We start from the raw sequence: 2,520 nt of genomic DNA, 5'->3' as shown, positions 1-2,520 counted from the left end.
TAAATATTTCTACTTCCTGTCAATACTATTTTTGCATTTTTTCTTTTATTTTTAAAAAGTTAATATTATTTATAGTAACTAACCTTCTATACTTGTTGAATGGATAGCATTTTTACCGTTGTCATGTTCATATTTCATCTTCTTAATTCACAAATTTAAACTTCATCTTCATAAAAAATACCCTTCAAATTTTATCTAAATTTGAAGGGTATTTGAAATTTATAAAGTTCTTTAAAAATATATGATGACTTATTTTTTATCTTCTTCTTGCATTTTTTCTTTGATTTCATCGTATGATAACGCTCTTGCTTTATCTTCATCATTTTCTGTCTCAGGCATTTTACCTGTCTCAAAAATCGATTTAATCTGAGCAGCATCAAGAGTCTCATATTTTAAGAGGGCTTCTGCAATTAATTTATGAGTATCACGGTTTTCGTTGATAATATCAGCTGCCTTATTACGTGCTTCATTAAGAAGGTGACGAACTTCATCATCAATAAGTTGTGCAGTTTGAGCAGAATATGATTTTTCAGGTGACATTTGACCAGCCATCATTGCGTGGTTGCCTTCGTATTGAACTGGTCCAAGTTTCTCGCTCATACCATATTCAGTTACCATAGCGCGGGCCATAGCAGTGGCTTGTTCGAAGTCATTTGAGGCACCTGTTGTCTGAGCGTTGAAAATAATTTCTTCCGCTACACGTCCTCCCATAAGACCTGCTAATTGCTCTTTCATATCATCTTTTGAAAGAAGCATTTGATCTTCTTTAGGTAAAGCAATCATATATCCACCTGCACGACCACGTGGTACGATAGTAACTTTATGAACAACTCGCGCATTTGAAAGAATCAAACCGACAATTGTGTGCCCAGCTTCATGGTAAGCAACCATAGCTCTTTCTCTTTCAGAAATAGTACGATCTTTTTTAGAAGGACCAGCAATTACACGGTCTTCTGCTTCATCAATATCTGAAGCATCAATAACTTTTTTATTTCGTCGCGCAGCAACTAAAGCAGCTTCATTGAGAACATTCTCCAAATCAGCACCAACAAATCCTGGGGTTTGTTGAGCTACTACTTTTAAGTCAACATTATCTGCTAATGGTTTATTTTTAGCATGTACTCTCAGAATTGCTTCACGACCTTTTACATCAGGTTGTCCAACTAGAACTTTTCTATCAAAACGTCCTGGACGCAGTAATGCGGGATCTAACACATCACTACGGTTGGTAGCAGCGATAACGATAATACTTTCGTTTCCTTCAAAACCATCCATTTCAATTAAAAGTTGGTTGAGCGTTTGTTCACGTTCATCGTTTCCGCCACCCATACCAGCTCCACGTCGACGTCCAACAGCATCAATTTCATCAATGAAAATAATAGCACGTTCAGCTTTTTTAGCATCTTCAAACAAAGAGCGTACTCGACTAGCTCCAACACCGACAAACATTTCAACAAAATCTGAACCGGAAATACTAAAGAATGGAACCCCTGCTTCACCGGCAACAGCTTTTGCTAATAGGGTTTTACCTGTCCCTGGAGGTCCTTCTAATAGAACCCCTGCTGGAATTCGGGCACCTAGAGATTTATATCGTTTAGGATCTTTAAGGAAGTCAACGACTTCTATTAATTCTTGCTTTTCTTCCTCTGCTCCAGCAACATCCGAAAATCGAACTTTAACCTCATCTTTACTAGATGATCTTGCTTTATTTTTACCAAAGCTCATGGCACCACGAGCGCCACCGCCTTGGTTCATCATCATCATGAAGAAACCAATCATGATAACTAAAGGTAAAAAACTGGCAATATAAGAAATCCATGTCCCACTTGAACTTTCATGTTTGACCTGAATATTAGTGTTATTTTCTTCAGCAGCGCTAACAAGAGATTTTATTGAAGAGTCATTTGGTAGTATAACAGAATTAAATCCTGTAACTTTAGTAGCAACACTACCACCTAAAAAAGTAAAACTATTAGCTGATTTAATTGTTTTGGCTTTCTTATATGTCCCACTAACTTCAACAACACCACCACTTGGCTGGTATGAGATAGACTTAATTTCTCCAGCTTTTAATTGTTTAACAAGTTTTGTATAAGAAATTTGCTGGTTTTGAGAGCTAGTTCCTTTTAAATAGTATTGAAAGGTTGTAATAACCGCAATAATCAATAATATGTAAATAAAGGAATTTTTCAGAAAACCATTATTTTTATTATTTTTCATAGTTTAAGAGAGTACCTTTTTTCTATTTTGAGTAAATTTCTTCTTTTAACACACCAACATAAGGTAAGTTACGATAGTTTTCAGCATAGTCTAAACCGAATCCCACAATAAATTCATTTGGGATATCGTAACAAACGTAATCAGCATCAATATCTACCAATCGCCCTTCTGGCTTATCAAAAAGGGTTGCAACTTTGACAGAGTTAGCTTGGCGATACTTAAACATATCTCGAAGGTATTTTAATGTACGTCCAGTATCAATGATGTCTTCAATAGACTTCCTGCGAAACAAAATATGGT

At 35.8% G+C, this 2,520-nt stretch carries 2 protein-coding genes; both read right to left on the bottom strand.

Going from position 1 to position 2,520, the window contains the following annotated elements:
- Nucleotides 1–249: 249 nt before the first annotated feature.
- Nucleotides 250–2,220, bottom strand: a complete 1,971-nt coding sequence (gene ftsH / locus HMPREF2818_RS07090; protein WP_000794523.1) for an ATP-dependent zinc metalloprotease FtsH — start codon at nt 2,218–2,220, stop codon at nt 250–252.
- A gap of 22 nt (nt 2,221–2,242) precedes the next feature.
- On the bottom strand, nt 2,243–2,520 hold a 278-nt coding region (locus HMPREF2818_RS07085; protein ID WP_083312459.1), incomplete at its 5' end, for a phosphoribosyltransferase.

The organism is Streptococcus sp. HMSC076H09 (assembly GCF_001811765.1).
GTDB lineage: Bacteria > Bacillota > Bacilli > Lactobacillales > Streptococcaceae > Streptococcus > Streptococcus agalactiae.
The sequence above is the reverse complement of the archived record's forward strand: the minus strand, read 5'-3'. Positions and strand labels throughout refer to the sequence as shown.